General features: G+C 40.2%; 18 protein-coding genes. 8 read left to right on the top strand and 10 right to left on the bottom strand.

Features of this window, described 5'->3' with window-relative positions:
• Positions 1–392 precede the first annotated feature (392 nt).
• Positions 393–1,082: a hypothetical protein gene (locus JKG64_RS02930; protein WP_210352844.1), complete on the bottom strand. Its 690-nt coding sequence runs from the start codon at positions 1,080–1,082 to the stop codon at positions 393–395.
• 87 nt (positions 1,083–1,169) lie between these two features.
• Complete coding sequence (locus tag JKG64_RS02925; protein ID WP_210352843.1) at positions 1,170–2,336, bottom strand: DUF6138 family protein; 1,167 nt, start codon at positions 2,334–2,336, stop codon at positions 1,170–1,172.
• Between the two features lie 168 nt (positions 2,337–2,504).
• Between JKG64_RS02925 and JKG64_RS02920 the strand changes: the two genes are divergently transcribed.
• Positions 2,505–3,773 carry an ATP-binding protein gene (locus JKG64_RS02920; RefSeq protein WP_210352842.1) on the top strand — a complete coding sequence of 423 codons (1,269 nt, stop codon included), beginning with the start codon at positions 2,505–2,507 and terminating at the stop codon, positions 3,771–3,773.
• A gap of 23 nt (positions 3,774–3,796) precedes the next feature.
• Here the strand turns inward: JKG64_RS02920 and JKG64_RS02915 are convergent, their stop codons facing one another.
• Entirely contained in the window at positions 3,797–4,324 is a 528-nt protein-coding gene (locus JKG64_RS02915; protein ID WP_246512464.1) for a thioredoxin family protein, read from the bottom strand.
• Positions 4,325–4,525: 201 nt separating this feature from the next.
• Between JKG64_RS02915 and JKG64_RS02910 the strand changes: the two genes are divergently transcribed.
• The 3 genes from JKG64_RS02910 to JKG64_RS02900 are packed head-to-tail and all read left to right on the top strand — an operon-like array spanning position 4,526 to position 5,851.
• Positions 4,526–4,882: a DUF5713 family protein gene (locus tag JKG64_RS02910; RefSeq protein WP_210352841.1), complete on the top strand. Its 357-nt coding sequence runs from the start codon at positions 4,526–4,528 to the stop codon at positions 4,880–4,882.
• Between the two features lie 42 nt (positions 4,883–4,924).
• The gene (locus tag JKG64_RS02905; RefSeq protein WP_210352840.1) at positions 4,925–5,407 is read left to right on the top strand and encodes a DUF2004 domain-containing protein; all 483 of its coding nucleotides are present in this window, start codon (positions 4,925–4,927) and stop codon (positions 5,405–5,407) included.
• A 36-nt stretch (positions 5,408–5,443) separates the two neighbouring features.
• Positions 5,444–5,851, top strand: a complete 408-nt coding sequence (locus JKG64_RS02900) for a DUF5367 domain-containing protein (RefSeq protein WP_210352839.1) — start codon at positions 5,444–5,446, stop codon at positions 5,849–5,851.
• A 130-nt stretch (positions 5,852–5,981) separates the two neighbouring features.
• On the opposite strand, the gene JKG64_RS02895 is transcribed toward JKG64_RS02900, so the two are convergent.
• Entirely contained in the window at positions 5,982–6,440 is a 459-nt protein-coding gene (locus tag JKG64_RS02895; protein WP_210352838.1) for a DMP19 family protein, read from the bottom strand.
• Between the two features lie 91 nt (positions 6,441–6,531).
• Between JKG64_RS02895 and JKG64_RS02890 the strand changes: the two genes are divergently transcribed.
• Positions 6,532–7,476, top strand: coding sequence for an AraC family transcriptional regulator (locus tag JKG64_RS02890; protein ID WP_210352837.1), 945 nt, complete (start codon positions 6,532–6,534; stop codon positions 7,474–7,476).
• An 85-nt stretch (positions 7,477–7,561) separates the two neighbouring features.
• Here JKG64_RS02890 and JKG64_RS02885 read toward each other — a convergent pair whose 3' ends face one another.
• The gene (locus JKG64_RS02885) at positions 7,562–8,716 is read right to left on the bottom strand and encodes an immunity 26/phosphotriesterase HocA family protein (RefSeq protein WP_210352836.1); all 1,155 of its coding nucleotides are present in this window, start codon (positions 8,714–8,716) and stop codon (positions 7,562–7,564) included.
• A 151-nt stretch (positions 8,717–8,867) separates the two neighbouring features.
• On the opposite strand from JKG64_RS02885, the gene JKG64_RS02880 reads away from it, so the two are divergent.
• Entirely contained in the window at positions 8,868–9,464 is a 597-nt protein-coding gene (locus tag JKG64_RS02880) for a hypothetical protein (protein WP_210352835.1), read from the top strand.
• A gap of 261 nt (positions 9,465–9,725) precedes the next feature.
• Here the strand turns inward: JKG64_RS02880 and JKG64_RS02875 are convergent, their stop codons facing one another.
• Positions 9,726–10,922 (bottom strand): MFS transporter, encoded by a 1,197-nt coding sequence (locus JKG64_RS02875; protein WP_210352834.1) that lies wholly within the window; start codon positions 10,920–10,922, stop codon positions 9,726–9,728.
• A 103-nt stretch (positions 10,923–11,025) separates the two neighbouring features.
• On the opposite strand from JKG64_RS02875, the gene JKG64_RS02870 reads away from it, so the two are divergent.
• Positions 11,026–11,907 (top strand): LysR substrate-binding domain-containing protein, encoded by an 882-nt coding sequence (locus tag JKG64_RS02870; RefSeq protein ID WP_210352833.1) that lies wholly within the window; start codon positions 11,026–11,028, stop codon positions 11,905–11,907.
• 11 nt (positions 11,908–11,918) lie between these two features.
• Here the strand turns inward: JKG64_RS02870 and JKG64_RS02865 are convergent, their stop codons facing one another.
• Together JKG64_RS02865 and JKG64_RS02860 are read right to left on the bottom strand one after the other, a co-directional pair.
• Complete coding sequence (locus JKG64_RS02865) at positions 11,919–12,500, bottom strand: NAD(P)H-dependent oxidoreductase (RefSeq protein WP_210352832.1); 582 nt, start codon at positions 12,498–12,500, stop codon at positions 11,919–11,921.
• Positions 12,497–13,456 carry an alpha/beta hydrolase gene (locus JKG64_RS02860; protein WP_210352831.1) on the bottom strand — a complete coding sequence of 320 codons (960 nt, stop codon included), beginning with the start codon at positions 13,454–13,456 and terminating at the stop codon, positions 12,497–12,499. Before JKG64_RS02860 ends, JKG64_RS02865 begins: the two co-directional genes overlap by 4 nt.
• 99 nt (positions 13,457–13,555) lie before the next feature.
• Here JKG64_RS02860 and JKG64_RS02855 point away from each other — a divergent pair, with 99 nt between their 5' ends.
• Positions 13,556–14,434, top strand: coding sequence for an AraC family transcriptional regulator (locus JKG64_RS02855; protein WP_210352830.1), 879 nt, complete (start codon positions 13,556–13,558; stop codon positions 14,432–14,434).
• A gap of 26 nt (positions 14,435–14,460) precedes the next feature.
• On the opposite strand, the gene JKG64_RS02850 is transcribed toward JKG64_RS02855, so the two are convergent.
• Together JKG64_RS02850 and JKG64_RS02845 are read right to left on the bottom strand one after the other, a co-directional pair.
• Positions 14,461–15,654 carry a winged helix-turn-helix domain-containing protein gene (locus JKG64_RS02850; protein ID WP_210352829.1) on the bottom strand — a complete coding sequence of 398 codons (1,194 nt, stop codon included), beginning with the start codon at positions 15,652–15,654 and terminating at the stop codon, positions 14,461–14,463.
• Between the two features lie 213 nt (positions 15,655–15,867).
• A complete protein-coding gene (locus JKG64_RS02845) occupies positions 15,868–16,347 on the bottom strand; it encodes a hypothetical protein (protein WP_210352828.1) in 480 nt (159 codons plus the stop codon).
• Between the last annotated feature and the right edge of the window lie 66 nt (positions 16,348–16,413).

Genomic DNA, 16,413 nt, shown 5'->3' with positions numbered 1-16,413 from the left:
CTCTAATATAGGACATACACACTAATAATTAAAATTAATCGATATAGCTTGAACTGAATATCCAAAAAGATAGGCTGCGTATTCTGAACACGTGATAGCAGGATTCGAACCGGAAGTGCTAGACTATCTATCTGTTAAAATCATTTGCATTCAGTAAATTTTTAAACGCGTGCAACAAGCCGTAGGAAATACTACGGTATAAGAAAAATACGCTTACTCATATTTATGTTAAAGATGGCCATAATATCGTTAAACCGGATCTTTATGAAATACTATTTATTGGAGCTACTGGTAGCTATATGAAATGTGTGATGCAAGTATTTCAACAGGTACACCGCTCATTTTTTTAAAAGATAGCGATGCCGACGAACGGTCGATCAGGGATACCTTCTTTAATTGATGTAAATACCTCTCGCCTTTAGTACTGTTTGTAGTTTTAGCTTAAACAGATCTTCGGGATAGTTGCCGTATCTGGTATACGCCTTTCTATCTCTGATTTCAAAGTATTGCGGTGAGTAGATCTTCGCTATCTTGTCGGGATGTAGATGTATAACGGAGAAATAGACTTCATCTTTAAAGGGGATAATCTCTGGCTCCACAGTGATGCTGTCTCTGTAGGGGTGATTATAATCCTGCACCGAGTATGGAGAGGCCCACCTTCCCTCGGTCGTCATGTACATTGGAAAGTACTGGTATGTTTCGTGATATAAAACACCGTTATGTTTTGATACGAAGACCATAACGGTATTATGCTCTGCAACCTCGGGGTTTCCTTCGTGATCATACAGAATGAAATCTATGGTATCTTTATCATAGTCACCGTAGATTTTATCTAGTATCCTGTATTTGGCGTCATATTTAAAACTGAGTCTCTGCCATCCGCTGAATAGTGTATCCTGTCCATTGATAATGGTGTCGATTCCTGACATTTTATCGTTCCTATCCCGTTCTAAGCTTATTTTTTCGCCAATGAAGACGAACAGGCTGTCCTTGAGTGTCCGGGACTTGCCTTCATAAGAAAGAACGATAAAGATGATCAACAATAATACTCTTTGAGCTACTCTAAAAAGGTCTGTATACATAGGGCAAATATTTAAATTAAACCTGTCATCAATAATAGGATGATTTATCTTGACGGATTCCATATTTAATTTAAATATCAACTTTCCTTATTGCCGCTTCGCGTACAGGGCACTTAGTTTCTTAGGTAAATGCTGGATATTCTGGTCGCAAAGCTGATACAGCTCAAGCCCCTTTTCGGTGAAGCCGTATTTTTCAATATAGGCCAGTACAAAATCCCCCTGTAAGCTCTGATGTTCGCCATCGCAAAGTTCTAGATAATCGCAAAGGAGTGGATGATAGGTTTCATCACCAAATAGTCCTAACGCAAACACGGCAAAGGTACCGGGCATAGCGCAATACTCAGCCTCCAGGTCGTTATACCATTCAAATTCTTTCATCGCTAGCTTTGCATATGTCTCTATTTGAGGGTGTAAGGAAGGCCAATTTACAGCGTTGGCAAAGAGTTGATGGATGCCTTTTTTGGGGAGGGATCTGATGGGAAGCCATTTTTTTTCAGGACTGCTGAATTTGACGGTATAAGACGCTGGAAAACTAAAAGATAACAGCTGGCATAGGAAGCCGAGCACCTGCCTATAGGCCTCTTCACTTTCTTCCTTTACACTGATTTTGATGGTTGCAAATACGTCATTGGCGGAACAGTTTACGATATCACTTTTGTATTGTCTCACTCCTAACGATAGATCACCTGAACCGTTTTTCTTTAAATCTGCCGGCAGCTTACTGCCAAGAGCGGTGACTAGTTTAAATATTTCGCCTGCTGCATACTGTCCATCACCACCTTTATATTTCACATTACAGACGGCAATATAACACGCAAATCTCAAATAGCTCTCCGATAGCTGCCAACTGGGTTCGCCGGCCTTGAGCGTCCATTCCGGATAACCGTCTTTGCTTTTGACCTGTTCGAAAAACGGAGCCCGTACGGTACGCTCTACCCAATAGCGTAGCGTGGTGTCGACGTCCCAGCTCCAACCACAAAGTTTCCGCATTTTTTCAGTGAACGCAACGGCTTTATCATAATCAAAACCAGCACCGCCAATTTTTAATAAATAATATTCAAGCAGGGCATTGATTAATATCTCGCGGCCCTGAACTCTAAAGCAGGGATAGGATGGATAGCCAGGCTGATTACGCGTTTTGGATACTCTAGCCCGGTCCTCCGAAATATCCGTTACGCATTCATCGAATATATCCCGTAGTGATGAATCGTTCTTTACATCTTCAAAAATCAAATATTTTCTATCGTTTGCCATAGTTCTGATACTGCTTGTCTCTAAATATGCTTCTATAGGACTACAATAATAAGATAATCTGATCAATCTTTAAAAATCTGCTTTTTTATTTAATGTTACCTGTAAAAGTTAATCATTCAAAATTGTAGAAAAAAGGTTATATTCAGCTCTGAAGTAAGGCGTATAATAATGAAGAATAGTACGAAGATAACGAATACGAGTATAGAGTCTGCAGGTCTACCAAAGGATGCCAAACAGGTCATCGCGGAATATGTATGGAATGGATTTGATGCGAGAGCTACAACGGTGAACATTGATCTCAGTAGCAACGAACTGGGCTATATAGAGCGCATCCGTATCTCAGATAATGGCGATGGTATAGCTCCTGACACGCTGAACTATTCTTTTGGTAATTTCCTGGATTCGTTAAAAAAGGGACAGCCCAAGCGTACATCGTACACGCGTGGTAAAAAGGGAAAGGGGCGTTTTTCGTTCTCACTGTTCGCAACGCGGGCGACCTGGTACACGGTGGTGGCTACAGGTGGCGGGCTAATGGAATATAAGCTGCTAATTGATAAGAATACAAAGGAGGAGTACGAGAACTCGGAACCACAACTATCGCATGCTGACCATACGGGTACAACGGTAGTCCTGGAAGGGGTATTCGGACTGAATGCGATGACGTTACAGTCGGAAGAGTTTATGGATTTTATGGCGCAGGAGTTTGGCTGGTTCCTGCATCTGAACAAGGATGTCGGCTACAGTATCAAGATCAATGGTAAGCCTATCTCCTATCATCAGCTGATCCAGGAGACCGACGAAACTTCATTTACGATATATAGTCCGGAGGAAAATTCGTTTGTATTTAAGGTCAACTATATCCGTTGGAAGTACCCTATCGGCGACCGTTACTATTATTATTTCCTGAATAGTGATAAGATAGAGGCCGCCAAGCTGCTAAGTAGCTTTAATAACAATGCGATCGAGTTCCATCACTCGGTGTATGTAGAGTCGGCTTTTTTTGATGGTTTTGAACTGTCGGATATTATGCTATCTGCTGAAGGTAATCTATTCAGTGAAAAGGAACAGCAGGTGGTGTACCGTAAGCTATTGGTGGAGCTACGTGATATGCTGGAACGTAAGCAGAAGAAGTATGTGCGCGAACAGGCTGTGGATATTAAGTTAAAGGAACTTGTACAGAAGGACCTCCTTCCACGATATGGAACCTCGGATATGGACAAGCACCGTAAAGCTACGCTACTACAACTAATACAGGAGCTGTATATTGCTGATCCGCGGGCTTTTGTCGGTATCAAAGCTGATCTGATCAGAACGTACCTCGGGTTCTTGGACCTACTACTGCAGACTGAACGCAAAGCGGAGATTTTGCCTATTATAGCACAGGCTATCCCCCTATCGGATAAGGAAAGAGAAAGGCTTGAGCGGATATTGAAATAAGAAATGTAAGCTGTTGACGGATTCTATTTTTTCTCGGCATAACTGGCTGGATCCAATGCCCTAGGCGACCAGTTCTCTAAGAAGCCTAACACGGTCTTGGTATCATATCCATGTCCCTGTTCCAGATGGGATGTGTTCTGGGTATGCAACCGGTTGCCATTGGCATCGAGGATGACAAATACCGGAAACCCGAAACGTTGAGGATAACCCAAGGAGGCCAATAGTTTTACGTTTTTCTGTTCTTTGCTATAGTTTACATGGACGACTACATAGTTTTTGTCGAAGGCTGTCTTGACGGTATCATTTTCGTGAGCATATTTGTTAAATAGTAGGCACCAGCTACACCAGTTGCCACCGATCTGTAGGAACACATGCTTGTTTTCGTTCTTGGCCTGTTTAACAGCGGCTGCTACTTCAGCTTCTGCATCGGCATTGGGGTTATAAACGGTGGCTTGCTGGGCATTTGTGACGATGGCACAAAAGAGCAAAAATGATAATGTAATAAGACGCATAGCTGAAATATTGGTACTATTAATAAGTATTGTTCTCAATATTAACGAAAAATTCTGAAAATAGTTATATTGTCGTAGGAGAAAAATAACTGATAAACAAATTGGCAATGTCCTTACTTGGCATTACATTTGAAATCGGCAGGAGGCATTATGGTGGATACGGGATAGCGGGTAAAGAAATGGGGGAAAATCGAACCAATGAGGTGCAGTAGTGATTAAACGCATTAAATCGAGTAAAGAATGAAAAATGATCAAGAAAAACTAACCAACGAGAAAACAAGGAACTATGCTTTTCTGGAGGAGATGTATGAAGATGGTTATTTCCCAAATAACTGTGTAGACATGGGGAAGGATATTTTAGTTGAATTATGTACGCAGATAGAAGAAAATATTCCTGCCAGCCTGGAAGAGCTGTATAAGCTTACACATGTGGCAACCGAAAAATTCAATGACTTGGTGGAGGTTTTTGATGAGCATGACAGTGAAATTGAAACCGTCGCACGGGATTGTATAGGGACCGATTTTAGTTTTATTGCAACCGCTTATTGCTTTGCAGAGGCGGATGGTGAAGAGTTAATCTCCGGCAGAGATTGGTAATAGATAGAAAGCTAATTTTAAAAGTTAATTATTGTAGATAATATGAAGCAATTTGAGCTACCTTATTTTAATAAAATAGATATTGAAAACATTACTGATGAACAAGGGTATATGACCATTGATTTTCAGGAAAGAGAAGTTTCTCTAATGTGGTTTGCAGAAGAGGATGTCGAACAGCGGTATTATCAGAATGCTAAGGATATTCTTAGTAATCTGGATAAATTTGACAAAGAGAGCCATCAATACCTTAAACAGGAATCTGTAAATAATGACGATACGACTGTTCTGGAATATTCGGAATATCACCTTGAAGAGTTATCCGATGAATTGTCTGAAATTATTGGAGAAAGTAACACACAGACTGAAAAGATTGAAAAATTATTGAGTGCGCTAAAACTAAATAATATTGCTTTTCACGACAACTCCATTGTGGCAGTTTATGTGCTAAATAAAGAAATATCAGATCAGATTTTAGCGATATCTATCGATACTGATGGCGAAAAAAATATTGCCTGGGAGAGCTAGTCGAATGTACGTTATTAAAAAAACAATTGATTAACAATGAAAAGAAGGAAAGACAACTATCTGCTTGTTAGCTTTATCGTAGGCTTTATGATATGGCTATTAGCAACAATAGCATTTAGAGTCGCAGGACAGCATTTTTTTATCGTAGAAAACGTATCGGTAATCGTAGGTCTATATATCTTGCTCATTCCGGCACTGGGCTTTATTTCTACTTTTCTTTTTAGTAAACTCAAGTTGGACAATCTCGAAAGCATAAAATCTGCGGCTATTATGGTGTTACCGGGAATGCTAATGGATACCCTGTGTATACAGTTTTTTGAAAAGGTATTTCCCAATATGCCCGAAATGTACAGTAAAACCTTTGGCGCCTGGCTAATGTTTGCTTATTCCATTGTATTGATATCGGGACTCCTGCGAAAAAATAAAAATACAAGTACGACTTAGCTTGATAATATACCCCTTGTGAATGCAAGGGTTATATTTAACCAAGGATAAACTGCAACCCCAGACGCATATTATGCCTATCTGAAAACAATATTTTTAACCTCTTAGGAGTACTTGAAACATGCAACAGTTAAGCCTGTCCGTTGGCTTTTGACTCTTCATAAAGCGCTGCATAGGTGTGCAAGGTCTTGGTCATGATATCATCCTGATTATCCCAATAGTTTAGGTCAAGGACATCGCTGATTTCATGCAATTCATCTTCGGTTAGAAATTTGGGAATATCCCAGAGCTCTTTCATGTCTTTGTTATTCTCTAACCGCGTAATGATAGCGTACTGTTGCTGAAGGATACCTAAACACTCTTCTGCTCCCAACTTTGTTAATGTCCGTAAAGCATGTTCCAAACAAACAGGTCCCCAATTGCAGAAAAACTGCAAAAAGCCACCATTATACATATCTGCTTCCAACCGCCAAAGCGCGGCCAACTCCTGCTCCTCTTGTGTAAGGGCTTCCCAATCCTCGTTGCTCTCGTTTAATTTGTCGACAAACCGAATAGTGAAATCAAACCATTCCTTATCTAAATCTTCCATAAACAAATATAAAGCTATCCTCTCTTATTGCAACGTCAAGTGAGCAAGATTTGCAAAGAACAGCCAAATCAAGTTGACTATCTTTGCTCCAATGGACTCAAAAGACTTAAGCAGAAAGGAATACGCAAACCGTATTATTCGGGTGATGGAATACATCGACCAGCATCTCGATCAAACTATTGATCTATCAAAAATGGCTGATATTGCTTCGTTTTCCCCTTTTCACTTTCACCGGATATTCACGCTGATGACGGGAGAAACACCCAACGCCTACGTCTCGAGGATCCGACTGGAAAAAGTAGGACGACTGCTCCATAGCGAAACAGAACGATCTATTGCCCATATAGCATTAGACTGCGGTTTTGAAAATCTATCGTCCTTTAGTAGAACCTTCAGAAAGCATTTTAACAGGAGTGCCAAAGAGTACAGACAAGAAGAAAAAGGAATGTTCAGCAAAGAAGGTATACGATATAGCAAGAATGGTAATGCGGTGAGCAAGATCGGCAAAAATAACCAACAGATAGATGCCCAATTTTGTCGTGTCGAATTAAAACAATTAATATTTATGGACACTAAAATTGAAATCAGACAGATGCCAGCACTAAAGCTGATCTGCTATCGCCGCACGGGAGCTTTTAATCAGATCGGACAGGCCTTCGAAGAACTCTTTAAATGGGCTGCGCCAAGAGGTTTGCTAAATGCAAATACAAAAGCAGTATCAATCTACCATGATGATCCCTCTATAACGGAGGTGGAAAAAATGCGCAACGATGCCTGCCTCGTAGTGGATAGAGAGGTAGAAGTAACAGGTGAAATCCGAAAATCACAGACACAGGAAGGTAAGTATGCTGTAGGTTATTTTGAAATCGCAATAAAGGATTTTGAGAAAGCCTGGAATACGATGTACGCTTGGCTTTCTGAAAGTGGCTATCAACCGAGGGAAGCGAGTCCTTATGAAATCTATCATAATGATAGTAATCAACATCCGGAGAAGAAATTTATAGTGGAGATCTGTATTCCTGTAAAACCCTTGTAAACAATCCTATATAGTAGAGAGCAAATTACGCTCTCTACTATATAGTAAAATCTTAGCAACCTCTCTTATTTCGAATAGGAGATTTTTAGTTTTTCTGTGCTAGTGCTAGATTTTCGGCGTAGGATACATCCGGATCTAAACCAAACACCTTAAAAACTTCTTCTTTTATCAATTTATTCAGGGGATTACGTAAATCGTATTTACTCGCATAATTTTCAGTATCTAGCCAATAGGGATTATTACTATGATCTCTGGTACAAGCTTGCAGATAATCCAGTTCTAAACCAAACCCAATGCTATCGTTTGTATAGGGATTCTCCGAATCGCCTTCACCTCCGATAGATAGATATTTATTATATTGACCAATGGTCGCTTCTTTAAATATAAGTCCGTATTGTAAATAAACGCAATCTTTATCCTCAGAATTTATGCTCTGCCCATACGATATAAGCATGTCCAATTCTTCGATATCAAGTGACCGGTGCCCGATTATGGGATTCTGTCCATAGAAAAAATGATTGTCCATAATGGCTTGGGACGGTAGTGCTTTTTCTTTGCTTAGCTCCTCTAGATCTACCACAGGGGTTTCGCTTATTTTATGATACACCTTTACAATCAAAGGTTTGCCCATCATATTGGTTAAGCCATAGTTCTTTGCTTCTCTCCGGCCTTTTTCTTTTAGCAATTTGGAAACATCTAATAAGATCCTTCCGAATCCCCATTCTCTACGGCCAATTCTGAAGCTGAAAAAATCGCCTTCTTTATACTTACAATTCAATCGTGGTGCATTTTTGAAATCGGTAATTTCCTGTAGATCGGTCGCTGAGCTCTCTTTTACCCAATTGTCTAACCATTCCTTTAAAAGATTGAGGTCCCCATCTTCGAAACGTTGCTCAAAAAAAGTAGTTTGAGTGGTATAATTGGAAATCGAGAGATAGGTCGAACTAAAACTAAAGTACACCCCTATACCTTTAAATGACGCCATAGCGGAATAGTTTAACTTTTTAGGTTTACCCTTAGTAGTTTTAGGTAAAAGTATAGTTCTACCCTCAGCAGTTTTTTCCGATAGATCGCGTTCATAATAAGAATCCTCTGTAACCGTGATCTGCTTTACAATCGTATCTTTATCATAGTATAAATAGCAATCCGAAAATGAAACAAGCTCCCAAGATTCCTCAACAGCCGTAATGCCTAAATATTTGCGCTGTTCGTTGCTTAGTAAAAAAGGTATTTGTGACATGTACGTGTTATGATAAAATATCCTGTGTTTAAAACTGTCTAAAATTATTAAATTAGTTTGTGAAAGCATAAAGATGAAGATGCTGAATCACATTTATGAATGGGTTTATACGCATTGTTGAATATATTTAGTGTCGGAAAAAGCTTGTAGAATGAAAAATTATGCCAACAGTATTGCATACAAAGAATATTTGGAGCAATACAATTATATTTTTGAAAAGGCCTATTATATGGGACAAGAGAATCATGCTTTGACGGACAATGTCAAAGTGGTTATCGAAAACTATAACCATTCTTATGATATTACACATAATTATGGTAAATCAATAAGCTGTCAAAGGATAAAGCTGTTGGATAAAACCGGTAATGAATTATTCACCACTAGATTTGCTTTTGGAAAATTATTTTATCAATATATCCTACCCTCCAATAGCAGTGAGTACTTTATCGCGGGCAACGATCTCATGGAGTTTTCTATCTATAACATTACAAAAAGCGAAGAATATAAATTTGTGAGTGAATGTCGAATTGACGAAGAATCTGATGAAGACTGCGACAATGAATTCTGGTATATAACAGAATGGATTTACAATCCGGAGAATAACCTAGTTGCAATTAATGGACAGGATATGTACAGTATTAGTTTTTTCATTTCTTATTCTTTTGCTAAAATTATTAAAAATTACGACTATTGTTTTCAAGTCCTTAGACTTACAAGACGTATATGGCACGCTAGTAGTCTATCCTAGATCAGTAGCAATACCTAATTATAGTAAATACCTGTCTTGCCAGAATGCTTTTCTAAATCTTGTCAACAGTGACAAAGGTAGTCGTTTTTACTTTTGGAAAATGTTCACTCAGAAGGAATGAATGTGCATATAGAAATAAATCATTACCATAATAATTTCTTAGGTTATAATTGGGATAACATTATTATAACAGGTATAACTAATTTATAAAAAGCGAGGGAATACCTAAAGACGCCCCTCACTGCCTGCCAAAGAAAGTAGCTAATTGATGGCATTTGCTAAGGATACGACATTCTTTCTTAAGAGCAGTACCATTATAACATTTGCCATGGCCAACAGTAAGCCTAGATACAACAAAGCGTATACACCAAAGTACTGCATCACGAATCCTCCTAAAATGGGGGTCAATCCCTGAATCACCAACGGCCATCGCCCAAGTTTTCCAATCCAGATGGCATACTGCTCCGAACCAAAAATAGCGAAAGGTAGGGTGCCCCTTAAAATAGAGCGCTGTCCGTTCCCTAAACCTAATAATATAACCGCGGGAACCGCAAATGGAATACCAGATAAAAGCAATACCACTGCTGCCATCAAAAGTAAAGATGATAGCATAGATAAGCGTAACGGAGATGTCTTAGGACTGAGCAATTCCAAAAGACGCGCACCTGACTGACTGGGGCCCAAAAACGCTGTAACGGTGATCACGGAGGCCATAGCTAGTCCTTGGTTTGACAATATTTCTATCAGGAATACAGCGACCAAGGTGCTTAATGCGGCACCTAAGATAAAATGTGCACTTAGGATATAAAACAGTTTGGGTTTATGCGCTTGATCCTTTTCAGAAATACGCGCCTCCGGTTGGAGCGCTATAGACTTCCGATCTCCTGCCAGTCGAAATGCCAGCGCATGTATAGGTGTAATGAAAAGGACTAAAAGTACCGCGTAGAGTTGGCAGGTCTCCCGCCAATCAAATACCGTCAGTAGCTCAGATAACACATACCAGGATATCGATGGCGCCAGGGAAGACAATAGTGTCACTACAACAATCGCCCTGGCCGTTAGCTTGCCATAACGCTGTGCCATGGTCGCAAATAAAGTATCGTACAAGCCCATTCCCATGCCGATACCGATGATAAACCAAGCAAACAGAAAAGTGACATAATGATTGGAATAGGACAGTAATAACAAACCCACTGCCATAATCCAGCCTGCAAAAAGCAAGCACCCCTCTCCTGTGGCTCCTCGCTGAATAATCCGTCCAATTTTTGGCAAAATCAGACCAGACACCACAACAGCCAATGACAATGCACCATAGATAAACTGATAGGTCCAACCCGTTTCGGCTCGGATAGAAACCGAGAGAACGGACAATAAAAAATAGGAACCGCCCCAAAGTAATATTTGTCCAACGGCAAATAATAAACAGCTAAACCATTGCGTAAGTGATATCGTCTTCATTCTTTCTTATATCTGTTTTTTGACTTTTACAAAACTCTTATGTATTTTCATATCAACAAAACGATATTTTTCGATATTATCAATCGTTAAAACCGATTATAGAATGGAGCTCAGACAACTCAAATATTTTCTAAAGGCCAAAGAACTCAATAATTTTACGGAGGCGGCCAAGGAGCTGTACATAACACAAAGCACACTTTCGCAACAGATTAAACAGCTTGAAATCGAGCTGGATACCTTATTATTTAATCGGGTAGGCAAAAGAGTTACACTGACAGAGGCTGGAGCGCTATTCGCACAGTATGCCCAACAAAGTATCAAGAAGTCGGAGGAAGGAAAATCCATGCTATCCGATCTGAATAACCTACAGACGGGTACCTTGACTATTGGAGTCACCTTAGGATTACAACGGTTATTCAGCAAGGCAGTTCTAGAATTTGCATTACGGTATCCCCGTATTCGGATTGAAGCTGTTTTTGGTGCTTCACACCGGCTAGTAAAAGACTTAGAGAATATGGAAATGGATATGGTGCTGGTATTTAATGAATCGCTAGACAATCCAAACTATATCTACCATTCACTTTTTGATTCGCCGCTAGCCATGGTCAGCAGTGTACACTCTCCCTATTCCGGGCGGAAGAGTATTACACTGAAAGAAATGGAGAAGCTTCCACTACTTGTGGCAACTAAGGGCTTCAGTACTGACCATGTCATTAGCCAGGCTTTCGAAAAACAGGGGTTAAAACCGACATTTCATATGGAGATAAATGATATTCCGACCGCACTTGAATTAGTAAAAAGTGGGAATTGGCATAGTATACTGGTGCAGACCTCGGTTCTCGACAAAGATTTGGTCACTATACCAATTGCAGATATAAAGCAAAAGCGTACTGCTATGCTTATTCGGATGCAGGATACCTATCAAAAGAAAGCGATGAAGGCTTTCCAGGAGCTACTCGAAGAGTATGGAGATGAAGGCGGATAATAATCTCCTTTCTACATCCCATCTTCCAAAGCCATATCGCTTATGCTTTTTAGGTACTTCTTTCTGTCTTCATCATCTAGCTCCTGCAGGGGGCCAATAAATGTATGCTGAATGGACGCTACTCCACAGTATTCTAAAATGCCCTGTTGCAACTGAACCAGTCCGCTACTGCTGTAGATATCGCTATAAATCTCGAAAGACATATCTCCCGCTGTAGCGATAATCCGTCCCGTCTTACCAAGTAATAATCCTGTGCTTTGGCCTTCCTTACTTCGCTTAAACATAATACCTGGAAGAAAAGCACGGTCAAAAAATCCCTTCATAATAGCCGGCATACCTAACCACCAAATCGGATGAATCCATACCTGATGTTCGCTCCAATTTATGTCTTCCAGCGCCTGGCGTAAATCCGGTTCAAGTTCCATTCGTCGCTGATAACCGAAACGTAGATTGGGATCAAAATCCAACTGTCCGATTGGAATGTATCTTACTTCGGCTCCAGTCTTCTGTGCGGCCTCGATATAGGTTTCTGCAAGAACACTGTTAAAACTCTCTTGATTGGGATGCCCATTTATAACCACTATTCTTTTCATTGACTTAAAATATTTTTGAATAACTGTACTTGTTGTTTGTAAAAAGTGTCGGATAAACGACAGTTAAAAAAATCAAAGGCATGTACCGCACCACGGACTTCCAATAGGTTGACCAAAACGTTGTGTTTCTTTAATCTCTCTGCGTACAAAATAGCCTCATCTTTCAATGGGTCAAATTCGCAGACCACCATAGTACAGTCCGGCAAGTTGTCCAGGGTATCGGCTAGCAAAGGCACGGCATACGGCGGTGGGATAGTGATTTTATCCCCAAGGTAATGTCTCCACATCCATGCTGCCGCAGCTTGCGTCTGCATGGGTGCCTCCGCTAGTACCTGCATGGAATTCGTGTTTAAGAGGTGGCTCATGGGTGGATATAACAGGTATTGATGTTTTATCTGGACTTCACTCCTATCCCTCGCCCAGAGTGTAACAGATGCGGCAATACAAGCACCTGCGCTACTCCCTCCAATCATCATGTTATTTTTGTTGCCACCGATTTGATCAGCATATTGAGACAGCCATAGCAGCACATCATAACCATCTAACATGCCGGCAGGAAACGGGTGTTCGGGAGCCAGTCGATAGTCTACCGATACGATCAGCATGCCAACCTCTATCGCTAACTTGAAGCACATAAAGTCGTACTGCGCTGCTGTGCCATATATAAAAGCACCGCCATGAAAAAATACATACACGGGCAAATTGTGCTGTCCTTTGGGTCTATAAATCCGCAGTCCGATATTTCTATTCTTGTCGCTAGAAGGGATTGAAATATTCCTGACTTCGAGTTCATCAGGCACAGCAAGAGGCTCCTCTTTTAATTGGACATGGTTCTCCTCTTCCCTGATTCTATGGGGGGCACTAATCAGTAGTCCTTCATAATCAATATAGCTAAAAGGACTATTCGAAATAGCATCCAAAAGTTCATTATCGATACCGTTTAGCGCGTGTTGCATAATTATTTCTATTGATCTAAATTTTTGTCTTGCAAAACTAGACCGAAAAAGAACAGTAAAACAGGTACATTTCAAGCATGTTTAGGTAACTTTGCCACTATGCCAAGAGAGAATACACATAGAACACTGGAAGTTTATTATGAAAAGGTAGCTACCTGTCCTTTACGTGACCGCCAATATAATTTTTTTGAGCTCGTGTATGTATTGTCTGGAAGAGGGTATTACGCAATCAATGATAACCGGGTTGCCTTTTCTGTGGGAGACTTATTTCTTATTACCCCAAAAGACTGTCATGATTTTGATTTGAAAGGAATCTGCGAATTTATGGTTATACGCTTCAGTGAGCGATACATACGCGAATACCAGTGGAATAGCATGGACCATATAGAATGTTTATTATATCATGCCTCACACCTATCGGGGTCTGTGATTGTTAATACCGAAGATGAGCATATGGTTAATGCGTTGATGCAAAATCTACATCAGGCTACTGCGTATGAACCGATATATAGGGAGGACCTAGTCCGTCATTTAGTTAACGCCATCCTTGTTATAGCGGCCAAAAACATAGCAATCATCAAACCTAAAGGAATCAACCCGCAGGCAGATATCCGTATGTTACAGATATTAGACTATATTCAAGAGCATATCCGTCAGCCCAATCTTTTAAAAATTGCTACTATAGCCGAAAAATTCGGGTTGTCACCAACTTATCTAGGCAGTTATTTTCGCAGACAGAGCAATGAATCAATACAGCAATACATATCATCTTATAAAATCAGACTGATTGAATACCGACTACGTTTCAGCGATAGAAGGATTCACGAAATAGCGGATGAATTTGGATTTGCAGACGAAAGCCATATCAATAAGTTTTTCAAGAGACATCAAGGAGTTAGCTTAAAGAAATATAGAAACCGTCTTAGTGTTGTTCCTCCTGTAGAGGCCGTTTTATCCCTTAAGACAAGTTCTGGGTAGCACTAATCGTAAGATTCTGTCTTCGATCAAAACAGGTTCTCCAGCAATTTCCTTACTGCCGATGCCTTGTTTCGAGGACTAACCTGTGTTAGTTTCAAAGAAGTGCATCTATTAAAAAGGATGAATTGCTTTATACGTTCTGCAAATGGCTTTGCCCACAACTCAAAATCAATCAATTGATTTTCCAGATGCAGATGTATTATTTCGAATTGCTGCAACTTCCGGTGTGCTTTACAATCAACACGACCTATAAATGTATTGCCCAATAAGATTGGCAAACAAAAATAGCCATACTGCCGCTTCTCCTTTGGGGTATAGCATTCAATACGATAATCAAAATCAAAGAATTGCTTTACCCGGTCGCGGTGTATAATTGCGTTGTCGAATGGCGACAATAGTCTGACCTTTGGACTGTTCCCTCTTACTTTTGCTTCCAATAAATCACGCTGTACAAATACTGTGGGATAACCCTTGATATGGATTGCTTCGACCATCTCCTCTTCCTGCATAACGGATAATACTTCCTTTACATCTTTCCTGATCGCTTCTCCTATCTTGAGATGCGTAATCTGCTTAAGCGTAGTCCATCCATAAGCATTCAGATAGGTTTTCACCAAATAATTTGCATACTCTCTGGGACTAGGTACTGTTAGATCTATAGCCGCAGGCAAAACCCGTTCGGGAAGATCGTAGGTTTTCTGCATACCTTCGCGTCCCGCAATCATCAAGTCGCCCTGTAAAAAAAGACGTTCTAAAGCTATCTTTGTTGGTTTCCAATCCCACCAACTTCCTGTTTTCTTGGCTTGATTTTCAAAGTCACGGGCTCTTTTTGGTCCTTCTGCGCGGATTGTATCTAGGATGTATTGCATTATCATAGAATCTGCCTTATAATAGTGAGACTCATTATCCCTAACCGCTAACATCTGCGGTCGCGCAAAACGAAAGTCCCGTACCGGAAGATAGGATGCGGCATGAAACCAGTACTCGAAAATCTGACGTTCTTGTACTAGCTCGTCCAAATAATTGGCTTCATAATCAGGAATCCGTGTCCAAAGCGTATGATGATGCGCTCTTTCGACAACTGATAAGGTGTCTATTTGCAGATAGCCGAGCCGTTCCAGCGCCTGGCATACGGCATCTTTTCCGTTTCCAAATGGCGAATTAGAACATAATCCTTGTCTTTCTAGTGTAATAGACTGTAACTCCTCTATAGTCAACATTTTGTATCCTTTATCTAGATTAAGATATTAGCAAAAGATAAGCTTCTACAAATACATAGCCGCTATTATTTTACTTTTTGTTTCCCTACAAAGATATAATGCATCTGTGACAGCCTTATGGCAAGAGGATTGATCCCACATAATGGTTCTGTACCGGCTCAATGGATAAAGATTAAGGGGAATAAGGTTGGTATATCAGGTAGTTCTGCCCGCTTAGACAGAACCTCTTTTGAAATGTTCCATCTGCCGTTTAGCTTCGGCACGGATCAAGTCCAGTTCTCTGTCCGATTCTTTCTTTATCTTCTCGAGACTTTCTTCCATAGATTGGCGTAAGGCGTCGATGTCTTTCTTTAGTTCCAGGGATTTTCTCTTATTCAAACGCTCTATGTAGTATCCCGCTGCTGCAATCACTACAGACACAATAATCCCCATCAGGACCAATAGGTAGTTTAATGTACGGTGGAACTCCTCTATTCCTTCTTTGTGAAAACTGATGATATCCGCCACGTTTTGTTTGCTCAGCTCAAGATTATCTTCTTTCAGATCCAACTCCCTAATCTTTGCATCTATCTTGTGCTCGTACAGTTGCATTTGCGCTTCTATGACATCTCTATTGGAAACAGTCGACTGTTGACCATAAATATCAGCTGATAACATACACATAATGGTGACAACAAGCAAAACATATTTCATATCAAACACTACTAAAGATTAAAAACTGATACTAATATAATAAAAACAAATAAATAACCTAATCCA

Origin of the sequence: Sphingobacterium tabacisoli (assembly GCF_017908035.1) — a bacterium.
Taxonomy (GTDB): domain Bacteria; phylum Bacteroidota; class Bacteroidia; order Sphingobacteriales; family Sphingobacteriaceae; genus Sphingobacterium; species Sphingobacterium tabacisoli.
This window is presented reverse-complemented; position numbering and strand designations above follow the sequence as displayed.